We start from the raw sequence: 14703 nt of genomic DNA on the forward strand, positions 1-14703 counted from the left end.
CCGAGGTCCTCGGCCAAGCGGTGGACGAGGTGAGCGGCTGCCCAACCTCGACCAGACCGCCTGGCTGAGGTCACGCATCCCGGCTTCCAGTGGTTTTCCGGAGGGAGAGGCCCCCGGCGGGGGAGGCACCCGCTTCGCTAGGCTCGGATGATGGGCTCTTTTAGAACGCTTGTGCTGTGGGATATCGATCACACGCTGGTCAGCATCGACGGGGTCGGCAGGGACATCTACGCCGAGGCGTTCCAGGTGGTGACCGGGCAGCCGATGCGGCGGGTCGCGGCCATGGCGGGGCGGACCGACTGGGCGATCACGGCGGAGACGCTCCGGATGCACGACGTCGAGGTGTCGGAGAAACTGCTGAGCTCCTTCGTCGCGGCCCTCGCCGAGGCGTTCGTCGTCTACGAGGCGGAGATCTCGCAGCGGGGCAGGGTCCTGGCGGGGGTGCGCGAGGTGCTCGACGTGCTGGCGGGCCGGGCCGACGTGATCCAGTCGCTGCTCACCGGGAACATGGAGCCGCTGGCGATCGGCAAGCTCAGGGCGTTCGAGCTGGAGGGTTTTGTGGACTTCGAGGTGGGGGCCTACGGGATGGACCACGAGGACCGCGCGGTGCTGGTGGGCCTGGCGCAGCAGCGTGCCGCGCGGAAGTACGAGGAGTCCTTCACCGCGCGGAACACGGTGCTGGTCGGGGATACGCCGAACGACGTTCTAGCCGGCCTTGAGGGTGGGGCGCGGGTGGTGGCCGTCGCCACCGGTTCCAGTGACGTCCAGGCCCTGAAGGAGGCCGGTGCGGAGCTGGTGCTGGAGGATCTCGCCGACACCGCCGCCGTGGTACGGGCACTCCTGGGGCCGTCGGAGCCGTAGGGCGGTCCCGGCCGTCGCCGGGCCGCGCGACCGACCATGGCGCGTGGCGCGCGGATTCCCCGTGGTCGCGGGACGGCCGCGCGCCGCGGCCTCCGGCGAGAGGCGGTCGCCCTACCTTGAGGGCGGACCGGCGGTCATGGCACGCACGTCGACGAGCCTGACCAGTTCCGGCAGGACCGTGCCCAGCGGGGCGTCGACGGCGAGCGTCGCGTAGCCGTCACCGCGGGTCGGGCCCTGGTTGACGATCGCCACGGGGATGCCGAGCTTCGCGGCGTGCAGCACGAACCGGCGGCCGGACATCACCGTCAGCGACGATCCGAGCACCAGCAGCAGGCGCGCTCGCTCCACCAGGGCGTAGCAGGTGCGGACGCGCTCCGGCGGGACGGTCTCCCCGAAGAAGACGACGTCGGGCTTGAGCACCCCCCGGTCACACGCCCGGCAGCCGACCAGCTGGAACCCGTCGACCTCCTCGTCCGCCAGCTCGACGTCGCCGTCCGGGTTGATCGCGCCTGCCCGGGCACCGAACCGGGGGTTCGCCAGCGTCAGGCGATGATCCAGCTCCTCGCGCGGGCTCGAATCACCGCAGTCCAGGCAGATCACCTGATGCAGGCTGCCGTGCAGCTCGACGACCGCCTCGGCGCCGCCCGCCTGGTGCAGGCCGTCCACGTTCTGCGTCACGATGCCGGCCACCAGGCCGCGCCGCTGGAGCCGCGCGACCGCGTGGTGGCCGCTGTTCGGCCTCGCCCCGGTCATCGCCCGCCACCCGAGGTAGCTCCGCGCCCAGTAGCGTCGCCTGGCGGCCGGGTCGCCGGTGAACGTCTGGTAGGTCATCGGGGTGTGCCGGACCAGGGAGCCGAGAGGCCCCCGGTAGTCGGGAATTCCCGACTCCGTCGATATCCCGGCCCCGCTCAGCACCACGACACCGCCCGCGGCCACCAGCTTCGCCAGCGCGCTCGTATCCTCGCTCACCCTCCCATACTGACCCACCTCGGATACCGCACGGCCTCGGGCCTGCCATCGGTCGGGCTGTCCCGCCTCCTGGGATGCCGGGATGGTTGTCTCGTGGCCACAGTGGTTGTGACGCGGTGGTGCCGGTCGGGGGTGGTCAGCGGAAGTCGTCGGCGTGGTCGGCCACCCACCGGCGGAACGGGGTGGCCGGTGCTCCGGTGAGTTCCTCCACGGTGGAGGTGGTCGACTCCGGGGTGGCCGCCATCCGCGCGTGCCCGTCGATGATTCCCTCCGCCGCGGCGGCCGGCCAGCCCTGGTCGAGCAACTCGCGCAGCGCGATCTCCGGTGCGAGCTCCTCCCAGCGCGTCGGCCGGCCGATCGCCTCGCCGATGGCGGTCACCTGCTCCACCTGGGTCAGCGCCTCGGGGCCGGTCAGCACGTACCTCGCCCCGGCGTGGCCGGTGCCGGTGAGCACGCTCACCCCCGCGGCGGCGATGTCGCGCTCGTGGATCAGTGGCCTGGTGGCCGCACCGTGCACCCAGCGGACGACGCCGGTCCCCCGGATCTGGGCGGCCCACATCAGGGTGTTGGCGGCGAACCCGCCGGGCCGCAGGAACGTCCACTCCGCTCCGGACCGCTCGATCAGCCCCTCGATGAGGGCGTGGGAGCCGAGGATCGAGTTCGGGTCCTGGCCGGGGGCGTCGGACGTGCCGCGCGCGGAGAGGTAGACGACGCGGCGGGCGTGCTCGGTGATCCTCTCGATGGTCGCGGGCGCCGCGTGGTCGGCCGCGAGGGTCGGCCAGACGAGGAACACCGAGTCGACCCCGTCCAGGGCGGCGTCCAGGCTGCCGGGGTCGGCCAGGTCGCCGCGTACCACCTCGGCGCCCTCCGGGAGCCTGGCGGACGCGGGATCGCGGGCCAGCGCGCGCACGGCGGCGCCCGCGCCGAGGAACTGGGCCACGGCCTGGCCGCCGACCTTGCCGGTCGCCCCGGTAACCAGAATCATGATGATCTCCTTCGTCAGTGGGAATGCCGCGATCAGTCTTCAACTTCAACTTTGGTTCAGGTCAATGGAGTCAGGGAGGATGGGACCGTTGTCCACCGAGCATCAGCCGCTTCCCGGAAGCGCGGGCGGGAAGGCCGGGACGCCGTGGACGCGCGGGCGGGTCCTCGCGTCGCTCGCCGTGCTGGTCGCCGGGCTGCTGATATTCCACGACGCCGTGCCGAACGCCGTGGGCAACCTCGGCAGCCTGCTGGAGACGTTCCTGCCCTGGGTCGGCCTGGCGGTTCCCTTGCTGGGGGTTCTGGCGCTGCTGCGGCGTTCGGCTCTCGCGGCGGTGGCCCTGCTGCTCCCCGTGACGGCCTGGGCCGCTCTCTTCGGCGGCCGGCTGCCGCCCGCCGAGCGGGGAGCGGCACACGATCTGGCGGTGTCCCAATTGACGGTGCTCCAGCACAACGTCGCGGACGACAACCAAGACCCGGCCGGAACCGCGCGGGCCCTGGCCGGAGCCGGTGCGGATCTTGTCGCTCTGGAGGAGGTGACCCCCGAGGCACTGCCCGTCTACGGGGCCGCCCTCGCGCCGGACCATCCCCACCGCACCGTCGTGGGCACCGTCGGGCTCTGGTCCAGGTATCCCCTCACGGACTCACGACCGGTGGACATCAGGCCGAAGGACATCGAGGGCGACTGGAGCCGGGGGTTGCGGACCACGGCGCGGACCCCGTACGGCGACGTGGCCGTCTACGTCGCCCACCTTCCCTCGCTCCGCATCCGGCTGCCGGACGGCTTCGGCTCCGGCCGGAGGGACGAGAGCGCCGTCGCGCTGGGTGGGGCCATCGCCGCGGAGAGGCTGGAGCGGGTCATCCTGCTGGGCGATCTCAACGGCACCCTCGACGACCGGGGCCTGGCCCCCCTCACCTCACGCCTGATCCCGGCGCGGGACGGTTTCGACTTCAGCTGGCCCGTCGCCTTCCCCGTCGCCAGGATCGACCATGTCATGACCCGTGCGGCGACCCCCGTCAGCACCTGGACCCTGCCCGCCACCGGCAGCGACCACCTGCCGATCGCCGCCCGCATCAAGTTCTGACGCACACAGGCGAGCAGGGGGGCGGCCGACTCGCCGCGAGAACGGGCCGCCGGTTCTGCCGGTGCGGGGGCGTGGCGTGTCGGTCGCCGTTCGCCGGATATGGCCGATCGACGCCACCGCGCGGCCCTTCCACAAGCCGGCTCCGCGGGCCACCTACGTCGAGATCGAGGGCGCGCCCCACGGCCTGCTCTGGACCCACGCCGCCGAGGTCACCGAGGCACTCCTCGGCTTCGTCAAAGGCTGAACGGTCACGGTGAGACCGTCTCGCCACCGGTGACGGGCGGCTCGGGCGAGTTCGGTCGTTCTCGGTGACCGCGTCGTGGCCGGTCGCCTCCGGCCGGCGTTACATGCTCCCGGGGGCGGCCGTGGCGACAACGATGCCACGGCCGCGCCGACCCGTCACCAAGCCGGACGGATCACGGTGAGACCGGTGTGGGCACCTCCTCCGCGGTCGTCTCGTCGCCCTCGATCGCCGCACCGCTGAACTGCGCGGAGTACAGGCGGTGGTAGGCGCCGTGGGCGGCGAGCAGCTCGTCGTGGGTGCCGTGCTCGACGATGCTTCCCTCCTCCATCACCAGGATGAGGTCGGCGTCGCGGATGGTCGACAGCCGGTGGGCGATGACGAAGCTGGTGCGGTCCGAGCGCAGCGCGGCCATGGCGTGCTGCACCAGGACCTCGGTGCGGGTGTCGACCGAGCTGGTGGCCTCGTCGAGGATGAGCAGCGACGGGTCGGCGAGGAAGGCGCGGGCGATGGTCAGCAGCTGCTTCTCACCGGCGCTGACGTTGCTCCCCTCCTCGTCGATCACCGTGTCGTAGCCGTCCGGCAGGGTGCGCACGAAACGGTCGACGAAGGTGGCCCGCGCGGCGGCGAGGATCTGCTCCTCGGTGGCCCCGGGGTTGCCGTAGGCGATGTTCTCGCGGATGGTGCCGCCGAACAGCCAGGTGTCCTGGAGCACCATGCCGATGTGCGAGCGCAGGTCGTCGCGGCGCATCGCGGTGATGTCGATGCCGTCGAGGGTGATCCGGCCCGAGTTCAGCTCGTAGAAGCGCATGATGAGGTTGACCAGGGTGGTCTTGCCCGCGCCGGTCGGGCCGACGATCGCGACGGTGTGCCCGGGGTCGGCCACCAGGGACAGGTCCTCGATGAGGGGCTGTTCCGGGTCGTAGCTGAAGGACACGTGCTCGAACTCGACGCGGCCCCGCCTGGCGGTGGGCACCACCGGGTCGGCCGGGTCGGGCTCCTGCTCCGCGGCGTCGAGCAGCTCGAAGACCCGCTCGGCCGAGGCCACCCCCGACTGCAGCAGGTTGGCCATCGAGGCGACCTGGGTCAGCGGCTGGGTGAACTGCCGGGAGTACTGGATGAACGCCTGCACGTCACCCAGGCTCATCGCCCCGGTGGCGACCCGCAGGCCACCGACGACGGCGATGGCGAGGTAGTTGAGGTTCCCGATGAACATCATCATCGGCATGATGATCCCGGAGATGAACTGGGCGCCGAAGCTGGCCTTGAACAGCTCCTCGTTCCTCTCCCTGAACACCTCCTCGACCTCGGGGCGGCGTCCGAACACCTTCACCAGCTCGTGGCCGGTGAACGCCTCCTCGATGTGGGCGTTCAGGCTGCCGGTGTGCTTCCACTGCGCGACGAAGTGCTTCTGCGAGCGCTTGGCGATCATCCCGGTGGCGACCATCGTCAGCGGGATGGTCACCAGGGCGATCAGCGCGAGCAGCGGTGAGATCACGAACATCATCGCGAGCACGCCGATCACCAGCAGCAGCGAGTTCAGCAGCTGGCTCATGGTCTGCTGCAGGGTCTGCGAGACGTTGTCGATGTCGTTGGTGACCCGGCTGAGCAGCTCGCCGCGCGGCTGGCCGTCGAAGAACCTGAGCGGAAGCCGGTGCATCTTCTCCTCGACCTCCTCCCGCAGCCGGTAGACGGTGCGCTGCACCACGTCGTTGAGCAGGTAACCCTGGTACCAGGCGAAGAGCGACGACGCGATGTAGAGCCCCAGCACCCAGAGCAGGACCGTGCCCAGCGCGCCGAAGTCGATGCCCTGACCGGGGACGACGTCCATCCCCGCGAGCAGGTCGGCGAAGTTGTCGTTGCCGGAGGCGCGGGCCGCCTCGATCGCCTGCTGCGTGCTCGTCCCGGCGGGCAGTTGCTTGCCGATCACCCCGGTGAAGATCAGGTCCGTCGCGTACCCGAGGATCTTCGGCCCGATGACGGAGAACACCACGCTGATCACGGCGAGGCCGACCACGGCCAGCAGCCTCGGGCGATCGGGGTTCATTCGCCGGACCAGCCGTCGCGCGGAGGGCCCGAAGTTCATCGACTTCTCCGCGGGCATCCCGGCCCCGCCCATGGGGCCCCGGCCGAAGCCTCCGCCGCCGACGGGTGGTCGCGGTCGCGCGGTCGTGGGACTGTCACTCATGCTGCGGTCTCCGCGGCTAGTTGGGACTCGACGATCTCGATGTACGTCGGGCAGGAATCCAGCAGCTCGTCATGGGTTCCCAGGCCGACGATCACGCCGTCGTCCAGGACGATGATCTGATCGGCGTCGGCGATGGTGGAGACCCGCTGGCCGACGATGATGACGGCGGCCTCGGCGGTGTGCGGGCGCAGGGCGGCGCGCAGCCGCGCGTCGGTGGCCAGGTCCAGGGCCGAGAACGAGTCGTCGAACAGGTAGATCTCGGGCTTGCTGACCAGTGCCCTGGCGATGGACAGTCGCTGTCGCTGCCCGCCGGACACGTTCGTGCCGCCCTGGGTGATGGGCGCCTCCAGGCCCTCGGGCATCGCCTCGACGAAGTCGCGCGCCTGGGCCACCTCCAGCGCCTGCCACAGCTCCTCGTCGTCGGCGTCCGGGTTGCCGTAGCGCAGGTTGCTGGCGACGGTGCCGCTGAACAGGTACGGCTTCTGCGGCACCAGGCCGATGCGCGACCAGAGCACCTGGGGGTCGAGGTCGCGGACGTCGACGCCGTTGACCGAGACCGTGCCCGAGGTGGCGTCGAACAGCCTGGGCACCAGCGAGACCAGCGTCGTCTTGCCGGAGCCGGTGCTGCCGATCACGGCGGTGGTCTGTCCCGCCGTCACGCGGAAGGAGACGCCGGACAGCACGGGTGCCTCCGCGCCCGGGTAGCGGAACTCGACGTCGCGCATCTCCAGCTCGGCGCGGCCGCTCACCTGCCGTACCGGGTCGCTGGGCGGCGTCACCGACGACTCGGTGTCGAGCACCTCGGTGATGCGCTCGGCGCAGACCGCGGCGCGCGGGATCATCATCGAGATGAAGCTGGCCATCATCACCGACATGAGGATCTGCATCAGGTACATCAGGAACGCGGTCAGGGCGCCGATCTGCATCTCGCCGCTGTCCACCCGCCCGGCGCCGAACCAGAGCACGGCGATGCTGGAGACGTTGAGGATCAGCATCACGGTGGGGAAGATGAGCGCGGTCAGTCGTCCCACCCGCAGCGCGGTGTCGGTCAGCTCGTCGTTGGCGCCGGCGAACCGGCGGGTCTCCTCACGCTCGCGGACGAAGGCGCGTACCACGCGGATGCCGGTGAGCTGTTCGCGCAGCACCTGGTTCACCCGGTCGATGCGCTCCTGCATCGCGCGGAACTGGGGGACCATGCGGACGATGATCAGGCCGATCGAGATCAGCAGCGCGGGGACGCAGACCAGCATGAGCCAGGACAGGCCGAGGTCCTGGCGCAGTGCCATGATGATGCTGCCGACGCCCATGATGGGGGCCGAGACCAGCATCGTGCAGGTCATCACGACGAGCATCTGGACCTGCTGCACGTCGTTGGTCCCGCGGGTGATCAGGGAGGGGGCGCCGAAGTGGGAGACCTCCCTGGCGGAGAAGCCGCCGACCTGGTGGAAGATCGCCGAGCGGACGTCGCGCCCGAACCCCATGGCCGCGTGGGAGCCGTAGTAGACCGCCGCGATCGAGCAGGCGATCTGCACGAGGGAGACGGCCAGCATCCAGCCTCCCGCGGTGAGGATGTAGCCGGTGTCGCCGGTGGCCACGCCTTGGTCGATGATGTCGGCGTTCAGGCTGGGCAGATAGAGCGAGGCGATGGTGCCGACCAGTTGCAGCACCACCACGGCGGTCAGCACCGCCGAGTAGGGGCGCAGGTAGGTGCGGAGCAGGCGGGTCAGCATGGGGTCTCTTTAGGTGGGGTGGCCGGGAGAGGGGCGTCGTGCCGGGGGACCGGCCGTCGGCCGGTCTCGCCCGTCGTCCCGGTAGCCGGGATCATGAGGATTTCCTCCAGCGGGGGAGTGTCGGACTCAGCCTGCGACCTGAACTTCGGTTGAGGTCAAGGGAGCGGGCCGAGGTGGGGATAGGTGCGGCCCCCGACCGGCGGCTTGGAAACGGTCTCCGAGAGCGGCAGCGGGTCGCCTTCGACGAACTCCCGATGGTCGCGCGCGACAGGCGGCGGCCATGGCGCAGCCGGTCGTGGGGGCTCGATCGGGCCGGTGAGCACCTGCCGGATGAGGGAGCCCTGGCACGTCGGTCATCCTACAAAGCAAGTGGACAGGCTGCTCGCCCATTTATTGCGGTTCAGCCGCATGTGGTGTTCGGGGCGGCGCTTCGAGGGCCAGAAGGTACGGGTGGGGCTCCTGTGCAAGAAGTGATCGTTTCCGACGGAGCGCGGAATCTTTTTCCGGCAAATGTAGGAAAACAGCGCGAAAAACCCCATCTTTCACCCGATGCGGCGGGCATCATCTGCGATCTAACGTCGTGTGGCAGACAACCAGACATCACCACGACAGCCGTCTGCCTGTCGGCCAGGAGATCACCTGATGCCCCGTGCCCTCGCCCACCGTCCGTGGGTGCCCACCGTCACCGAGGATCGCGTCCAGTCCGTACTGAAGGCCGTGACGGACCAGACCGCCTCCTCGATCCAGAGCGAGATCGAACGGCTGGTGGCCGGCAACCACCGCATCCACGACATTGAGTCGGTCAACCTGAACCCGGCCACGAACATCATGAACCCCCGGGCCGAGGCGCTGCTCTCGGCCGGCCTCGGGTCGCGGCCGTCACTGGGGTACCCGGGCGAGAAGTACGAGATGGGCCTGGAGGCGATCGAGCAGATCGAGATCATCGCCGCCGAGCTGGCCGCCGAGGTCTTCGGCGCCGGCTACGCCGAGGTACGCGTCGGCTCGGGAGCGCTGGCGAACCTCTACACCTTCATGGCCGTCTGCGAGCCCGGTGACACGATCATCGCCCCGCCGGCGAGCATCGGCGGCCACGTCACGCACCACGAGCCCGGCGCGGCCGGCCTGTACGGGTTGAAGATCGTTCCCGCCCCCATCACGCCGGACGGCTACACGGTGGACGTCGACGCCCTGCGCGAGCTCGCCGAGCGGGTCCGGCCGAAGCTGATCACCATCGGCGGCAGCCTCAACCTGTTCCACCATCCGGTGGCGCGCATCCGCGAGATCGCCGACTCGGTCGGCGCCCGCGTGCTCTTCGACGCCGCCCACCTCTGCGGCATGATCGCCGGAAAGGCGTGGCCGCAGCCGCTGGTGGAGGGCGCCCACCTGATCACCATGAGCACGTACAAGAGCCTGGGCGGGCCGGCGGGCGGGCTCATCGTGACCAACGACGCCGAGCTCGCCGAGCGGCTCGACGCGATCGCCTACCCGGGACTGACCGCCAACTTCGACGCGGGCAAGACCGCCGCGCTCGCCATGACCATGCTCGACTGGAAGGCGGCGGGGCCCGCCTACGCGCAGGAGATGATCGCGACCGCGCGGCGGCTGGCGGACGAGCTGCTCGCCCTCGGCGTCCCGATCTTCGCCGCCGACCGGGGGTGCACCCGCTCCCACCAGTTCTCCGTGCTGGCCCACCGCTACGGCGGCGGGCAGCGGGCCGCCCGGCGGCTGCGCGAGGCGAACCTGCTCAGCAGCGGCATCGGCCTGCCGGTGGAGGCGGTCGAGGGGGACGTGAACGGCCTGCGGATCGGTACGCCGGAGATCGTCAGGCTCGGGATGACCGAGGCGGACATGCCGGAGCTGGCCTCGTTCATCGCCCGCGGCCTGGACGAGAACGTCGACCCGGGCACCGTGGCGCCGGAGGTCACCGAGTGGCGGAGCCGCTTCTCCGGCGTGCGCTTCACGGTGGACACCCCCTCCTGAGGGGGGCATACGTCGTGCCGTGCTGAAATCCGCCCATACCCCGGCTCCCGTGTTAGCGGCGTGGCAGCCGGGGTAGGGGCGGCCGTGCGCCCGCCGTCGCGCGTCCCCGCCAGGGGAGATCCGATCCGCCGGCGGCCGGTCCTTGTCCGGGGCGTGACCGCAGGGGCCCGGTGTGAGAGGAGAGCACGGTGGCCGACCAATCGGATCTGATCCTCGACCTGGTGTGGCAGGAGTTCCACGAGGTCGTGAACATGACGTCGGAGGAGCTGCGCGCCTTCCTGCTGGCGTCGGCCTCGGCGGACGGGGGCGTCGCCAGGAGTCCCGAGTCGGTCATGCCGCCGCTCGGACGCCAGGTGCTCGGGGTCCTCGGCAAGCGGAAGGACGACCTGACCGCGGACGACATCGAGACGATGCGGCAGGCCGTCGACCGCGTCGAGGACACGCTGGCCGAGGGGAGGGTCGGCGATGACGACGACGACCGGCGGCGGGCGCTGCTGGAGGTCGGGCACAACCCGCTCCGGCCGTCCCGGCTCCGGGGCTGACCTCGGCCGAGGGCACCCGCGAGCCGTGCCGGAGCCGTGCGGTGTGGCAGGGCTCGAAAGCCACCCATGACCTGGAAGGCGACCTCGGGGAGCGGCCTTGAACGGGAGAGCGCACCGGACTCGCCGCCGCGTCCCCGATCCGCGAAACACGCCTCAGGCGCGGGCCGACCAGCGGGAGAGCAGTTCGGCCTCCCGGTCGGGGGTGATGGTGGCGGCCGTGCCGAAGGACGCCTCCGCCTCGCGGATCTCGCGGATCGACCGTCCCAGGGGGCGCGGGTCGAGCCCCGCGGCGCGGGCGGCGGCGGGGTCGGCGGCGTTGATCGACTTTTGCGGGTCACCCTCGGACCACAGGGGCAGCGACAGGCCGTTCTCACCCTCGGCGAGCAGGAAGTCCTGCCCGACCCAGGTCAGGGTGGTTCCCGGCGGCCCGACCTCGGCCACGATCGCCTCCAGCAGGTCGCCGAAGGAGAACGGCGGGGGAGGGCTGACCGCGTGGAAGGTGCCCGGATGCCTCCCCTCGACCATGGAGACGATCCAGGAGGCCATGTCGCGGGCGTCGATCACCTGGATGGGGTCGCCGGGATCGCCGGGCGCGAGGACCTCGCCGCCGCGCGCGATCCGGTTGACCCAGTAGGTGAAGCGGCCGGTGTGGTCATGCGGGCCGATGACGTACGTGGGCCGTACGACCAGCGTCGAGGTCCCGAACGCGTCCACCGAGGCCCGCTCGCACAGCACCTTCATCGGCCCGTACACCTCGCCGGTCACCGTCTCGGGGATCGGCCCGTCGAGCTCCGCCAGCGGGGAGTCCTCGGTGAAGCCCGGCCGCTCGGGCGCCCGGTAGACCGCGGTGGTGGAGACGAAGGCGTACTGGCCGGTGGAGAGCGCGCCGGCGAGCGAGGTGACCTGCGACGGGTGGTAGGCGCTGACGTCGATCGTCGCGTCCCACCGGCGGTCGCGCAGCACGGACAGGTCGGCATTGCGGTCGGCGAGCAGGTGCTCGGCCTCGGGGAACAGTTCGGGGCCCGTCATACCCCGGTGCAGCAGGGAGATCTGGTGCCCGGCCGCGATCGCGGCCGCGGTGATGTGCCGGCCGACGAACCGGGTACCGCCGATGATCAGGATTCGCATACCTCACATTGTGGCGAATCTGGTGAGGTAACTCACGACGCGTTTCGCGTCTGGCCGGGGTGACGGCGGATCGGTCGAAAGGCCGCCGGGCGGCGGCTCCGCGAACGCCGGCACCCGTTCCGGCGATCAGCGGTCAGTAGCCGCCGAACCAGCCAGGAACGTCGAGCCGGAAGACGTCCCCCGTGGTCACGGCGCGCAGGTCGGACTCCAGGGCGCGCAGGCGGTCCTCACCGAGGGTCCTCGCCCAGCCGGCGCGCAGGTCCTCGAAGATGCGCGCGGACCGGGCGAGGCTGTCGACGCCCCGCTCGGTGAGCCGCACGATCTTGCGGCGGGCGTCGTCGGGGTCGGAACGCCGCTCGACGTAGCCCAGCTGCTCCAGGGTGTCCACGGTCTTGCCCGCCGCCTGCTTGGAGACGCCCAGCCGCCGGCCGAGTTCCACGGCGGTGGTGCCCTCGGGGCCGATCGCCTGCAGCGCGAACCCATGCATCGGACGCATGTCGGGGTGTCCCTGGCGGGCGAGCTCCGCGTGGAGCTCGTCGATGAGCATCCGGAAGCCGAGGAAGAGCCTGAGCGGGAGTTCGAAGCCCGGGGGGTCGGCCGGCACGATCGCCTCCCGCCTCGCTGTTTCGACAATGGTGTTGTCGAGCTTAGGGACTCTCGCCGTACCTGTCATCCGCGGGGTGGCACACACCCCGGGCGGGCGCCGACCCCACGCGCGCCGACGGCGTCGCCCGGCCGGGCGCACCGGCTCCGCGAAGGGTCACCCTCACCGCAGCCGCCCGTCGGGGCGGCGCGGGTCCTGGAGCCACTTGTCGGTCTGGCGGGTCGCGTTGGGCGCGCCGGGGGTGCCGGGCGAGCGGCGGGTGGCGCGGGTCTCGGTCACGGTGAAGTCGGCCACCACGTGCCGGTTGTGCAGCAGGAAACCGACGACGCCCGCGATCGCCTGCACGCTGCCCCCCGCGCGGGCGCGGCCGGTCAGGAGGTAGACCAGCGGCGTGGACGGCTGGTCGAGGGCGAAATGGCGGCCGTGGTGGTGCGCGTCCTGGAGCGTTCTTATCGGGATCGGCCGTGAGGTGGTGAACCACGCGGCGACCTCCCAGAAGGGCTGGGCCTGGTCGCCGTCGGTCGACTCCTCGTAGCAGGTCGTGCAACCCCGGCGAGCGTCCTGCCCGTGGGGGCACGCCCAGGCGGCGAGGTCGTGCGGCATGCTGCGCTCGGACATGAGCTGACCGTACCTTCCCGTACGGGGAGACCGGCGTTTCGCCGTCCCCCCGCGCCGGGGCATCGGGTTTTCCGCTGGACGGCCCCGGTGTCGTGCTGTCTCGGTGCTGTCGCCTGCCCGTTTCCGGTCCCGGTACTCGTCCGCTCACCCGAGTGCACCCGCGAAATATCCATGTATTTCGTGGTCTCTGCAGGTCATCGAGAGGAAGGAGCGATCTTGGGGGCGTTTCGAGGGCTTCGGTGTGGGCATCGGACCGATCGGGGGGCATCGAACGGGGGACGCATGGCGCGTGGGTTTGACGCGTCCGCTCACTATGGGCGGCGCATCGCCGACGTTCACGACGGCGGCATCACGGTGAACGACTCACCCGGGGGCGTGTGCAGACCCCTGACGGCTTCCGGACTCCCGGCGGACCCGGATCTCCCGGCGTCTCCGGAGCCGCCGAGGTCTCCTGGGCAGCCGCGTCTTTCGGATCTCCCGGAGTCCTCGGCACTGTCGCGCCTCCCCGAACTGCTGGGCTCTCCCGGGCCGTCACGTGCCACGAAGCCCCCGGGCTCCCCTAAGGCCCCGAGATCCCTGAAAGCCCCGAGATCCCTGAAGCCCGCGAAGTCTCCGGAGCGCTCGAAGCTCGCCGAGCGCCCGGACCCGCCGGACCTGCCGGTGCCGGTGCCGGTGCCGGTGCCGGGCAGGGCTCCGGCGCTGCCCGCCGCGCGGGGCCCGATCAGCGCCCTGCTCTTCGAACGGCTGGTACACCCACCGCACCGCTTCGGCCTCCTGTCGCTCCCGCTGCTGTCGTTCCCCGCCCGTTTCGCGGGCCCGGTCCTCGCGGACGAGGACGTGCAGCTGGCGCTCTTCGTCTGCTACGAGCTGCACCACCGGGGCTTCGAGGGTGTGGACGAGCGGTGGGAGTGGAACCCCTCGCTGCTGGAGGTGCGGGAGATCCTGGAGGCACGGTTCGAGGAGGGACTGGCGCGGGCCGTGTCATGCCCGCCCACCCAGCGGGCCGAGCAGATGAGCCAGGCCCTGACCGATCTGGTGGCCGCCGCCGTCGACGGCCCCGACCTGCCGGGGTTCCTCCAGCGGCAGGCCGACCTCGCGCAGTTCCGCGAGTTCGTCGCGCACCGGTCGATCCACCACCTGAAGGGGGCCGATCAGCGCACCTGGGCGATCCCCCGGCTGAGCGGACGTCCCAAGGCGGCGCTGGTGGAGATCCAGGCGGGCCAGTACGGTGGCGGGCGCGTCGAGCGGATGCACTCCGAGCTTTTCCGTACCACCATGCGCCGGCTGGGCATGGACGACTCCTACGGCGCCTACCTCGACCAAGTCCCGGCGATCACGCTGGCCGTCTCCAACACGATGTCGCTGTTCGGGCTCCACCGGCGCCACCTCGGAGCGCTGCTCGGCCACCTGGCGGCCGCCGAGATGACCTCCTCGGTCCCCAACCGTCGCTACTCCGGGGGGCTGCGGCGACTGGGGGCGGGCGAGGCGGCGAGCCGTTTCTACGACGAGCAGGTGCGGGCCGACGCCGTACCCGAGCAGACCGCCGCGCACGACATGTGCGGCGGGTTCGTACGGCAGCACCCCTCGCGGGCCGGTGACGTCCTGTACGGGGCGGCCTGCGCGCTGACCCTGGACCGGCTCTTCGCCGAGCACGTCATGAGCCGGTGGCGGCGCGGCGTCTCGTCACTGCGGGAGGTGGGCGCGGCGCGGCCGTGACCCCGGCCACCGATGGCGTGATGACCGGACCAAGTGGTACCGGCGGGGGGAGGCCCGTAC

At 71.2% G+C, this 14703-nt stretch carries 13 protein-coding genes; 6 read left to right on the plus strand and 7 right to left on the minus strand.

The genetic code is table 11. The features are described from left to right. Nucleotides 1–171 precede the first annotated feature (171 nt). A complete protein-coding gene (locus ABT130_RS14515; protein ID WP_350955768.1) occupies nt 172–861 on the plus strand; it encodes an HAD family hydrolase in 690 nt (229 codons plus the stop codon). A 111-nt stretch (nt 862–972) separates the two neighbouring features. On the opposite strand, the gene ABT130_RS14520 is transcribed toward ABT130_RS14515, so the two are convergent. Beyond that, nucleotides 973–1830, minus strand: a complete 858-nt coding sequence (locus ABT130_RS14520) for an NAD-dependent protein deacetylase (protein WP_350955770.1) — start codon at nt 1828–1830, stop codon at nt 973–975. Between the two features lie 136 nt (nt 1831–1966). Continuing rightward, a complete protein-coding gene (locus ABT130_RS14525; RefSeq protein WP_350916058.1) occupies nt 1967–2815 on the minus strand; it encodes an NAD(P)H-binding protein in 849 nt (282 codons plus the stop codon). 88 nt (nt 2816–2903) lie between these two features. On the opposite strand from ABT130_RS14525, the gene ABT130_RS14530 reads away from it, so the two are divergent. Both ABT130_RS14530 and ABT130_RS14535 read left to right on the plus strand, forming a co-directional pair. After that, the gene (locus tag ABT130_RS14530) at nt 2904–3896 is read left to right on the plus strand and encodes an endonuclease/exonuclease/phosphatase family protein (RefSeq protein WP_350955772.1); all 993 of its coding nucleotides are present in this window, start codon (nt 2904–2906) and stop codon (nt 3894–3896) included. A 76-nt stretch (nt 3897–3972) separates the two neighbouring features. Then, nucleotides 3973–4140 carry an alpha/beta fold hydrolase gene (locus tag ABT130_RS14535; RefSeq protein ID WP_451935426.1) on the plus strand — a complete coding sequence of 56 codons (168 nt, stop codon included), beginning with the start codon at nt 3973–3975 and terminating at the stop codon, nt 4138–4140. Between the two features lie 172 nt (nt 4141–4312). On the opposite strand, the gene ABT130_RS14540 is transcribed toward ABT130_RS14535, so the two are convergent. Together ABT130_RS14540 and ABT130_RS14545 are read right to left on the minus strand one after the other, a co-directional pair. Beyond that, complete coding sequence (locus tag ABT130_RS14540; protein ID WP_350955774.1) at nt 4313–6325, minus strand: ABC transporter ATP-binding protein; 2013 nt, start codon at nt 6323–6325, stop codon at nt 4313–4315. Further along, the gene (locus ABT130_RS14545; protein WP_350916067.1) at nt 6322–8055 is read right to left on the minus strand and encodes an ABC transporter ATP-binding protein; all 1734 of its coding nucleotides are present in this window, start codon (nt 8053–8055) and stop codon (nt 6322–6324) included. The genes ABT130_RS14540 and ABT130_RS14545 overlap by 4 nt, the downstream gene beginning before the upstream one ends. Before the next feature lie 642 nt (nt 8056–8697). Between ABT130_RS14545 and glyA the strand changes: the two genes are divergently transcribed. Beyond that, the gene (gene glyA / locus ABT130_RS14550) at nt 8698–10035 is read left to right on the plus strand and encodes a serine hydroxymethyltransferase (protein WP_350955776.1); all 1338 of its coding nucleotides are present in this window, start codon (nt 8698–8700) and stop codon (nt 10033–10035) included. A 188-nt stretch (nt 10036–10223) separates the two neighbouring features. Then, a complete protein-coding gene (locus ABT130_RS14555) occupies nt 10224–10577 on the plus strand; it encodes a DUF3140 domain-containing protein (RefSeq protein ID WP_350916070.1) in 354 nt (117 codons plus the stop codon). A gap of 153 nt (nt 10578–10730) precedes the next feature. Here the strand turns inward: ABT130_RS14555 and ABT130_RS14560 are convergent, their stop codons facing one another. The 3 genes from ABT130_RS14560 to ABT130_RS14570 form a co-directional block, all read right to left on the minus strand. Beyond that, on the minus strand, nt 10731–11705 hold the full coding sequence (locus ABT130_RS14560) for an NAD-dependent epimerase/dehydratase family protein (protein WP_350916072.1): 975 nt from the start codon (nt 11703–11705) through the stop codon (nt 10731–10733). 133 nt (nt 11706–11838) lie between these two features. Then, on the minus strand, nt 11839–12309 hold the full coding sequence (locus ABT130_RS14565; RefSeq protein ID WP_350955778.1) for a MarR family winged helix-turn-helix transcriptional regulator: 471 nt from the start codon (nt 12307–12309) through the stop codon (nt 11839–11841). A 162-nt stretch (nt 12310–12471) separates the two neighbouring features. Continuing rightward, nucleotides 12472–12927, minus strand: a complete 456-nt coding sequence (locus tag ABT130_RS14570) for a hypothetical protein (protein ID WP_350916076.1) — start codon at nt 12925–12927, stop codon at nt 12472–12474. Between the two features lie 660 nt (nt 12928–13587). Between ABT130_RS14570 and ABT130_RS14575 the strand changes: the two genes are divergently transcribed. Next, a complete protein-coding gene (locus ABT130_RS14575) occupies nt 13588–14643 on the plus strand; it encodes an iron-containing redox enzyme family protein (protein WP_350955780.1) in 1056 nt (351 codons plus the stop codon). The last annotated feature ends 60 nt before the right edge of the window (nt 14644–14703 follow it).

The organism is Streptosporangium sp. NPDC001681, from assembly GCF_040298085.1.
GTDB lineage: Bacteria > Actinomycetota > Actinomycetes > Streptosporangiales > Streptosporangiaceae > Streptosporangium.

What these genes read in the sequence shown, in the direction of transcription:
- ABT130_RS14525 (WP_350916058.1), bottom strand. Translation starts at nt 2,815, where the DNA reads ATGATTCTGGTTACCGGGGCGACCGGCAAGGTCGGCGGCCAGGCCGTG.
- ABT130_RS14540 (WP_350955774.1), bottom strand. Translation starts at nt 6,325, where the DNA reads ATGAGTGACAGTCCCACGACCGCGCGACCGCGACCACCCGTCGGCGGC.
- ABT130_RS14545 (WP_350916067.1), bottom strand. Translation starts at nt 8,055, where the DNA reads ATGCTGACCCGCCTGCTCCGCACCTACCTGCGCCCCTACTCGGCGGTG.
- glyA (WP_350955776.1), top strand. Translation starts at nt 8,698, where the DNA reads ATGCCCCGTGCCCTCGCCCACCGTCCGTGGGTGCCCACCGTCACCGAG.
- ABT130_RS14560 (WP_350916072.1), bottom strand. Translation starts at nt 11,705, where the DNA reads ATGCGAATCCTGATCATCGGCGGTACCCGGTTCGTCGGCCGGCACATC.
- ABT130_RS14570 (WP_350916076.1), bottom strand. Translation starts at nt 12,927, where the DNA reads ATGTCCGAGCGCAGCATGCCGCACGACCTCGCCGCCTGGGCGTGCCCC.